1 protein-coding gene is annotated in these 424 nt (G+C 34.4%); it reads left to right on the top strand.

What is annotated here, in order from left to right; translation table 11 throughout:
• Positions 1–341: hypothetical protein (locus HK439_RS26540; RefSeq protein ID WP_190294476.1), on the top strand; the 341-nt coding region annotated here is incomplete at its 5' end.
• Positions 342–424: the final 83 nt, after the last annotated feature.

Here is a 424-nt window from a genome sequence, read left to right as displayed (position 1 = left end):
ATCCTATCGTGCGTATGTGGGACATATTGCGTAAAGATGAACAGTTGGTATCTATGATGAATGAAGTCCGTAAAACAAGCTGTAAACAGCCTTTAATATACACATTTGAAATACCCGAATCTTATCAAAAAACTGAAGAAGCACCATTTATGCGCTTAACAGAAATCATGAATGGCAATGCGTTAGAAAACGATGGTGGCAGTGGTCATTATCGTTATTTATTTGCCGTCGAAACCTTTGGTAAATCAATCAACGATGTTCATTCAATAAATGAGCGTGTGGTTGAACTTATCGAGAGTCTCAACGGTATTTGTTTTGAAAGAGAACTTAGCAAGGATTAAGATTTCAAACTTTATAACCAAATGTTGAGTTTCAACATCATTTTAACTAAAAAGGAGTAATAAGCAATGGCAGATAAATAAAT

Origin of the sequence: Roseibium aggregatum (genome assembly GCF_014692675.1) — a bacterium.
Classification (GTDB): domain Bacteria; phylum Pseudomonadota; class Alphaproteobacteria; order Rhizobiales; family Stappiaceae; genus Roseibium; species Roseibium aggregatum_C.
The sequence above is the reverse complement of the archived record's forward strand: the minus strand, read 5'-3'. Positions and strand labels throughout refer to the sequence as shown.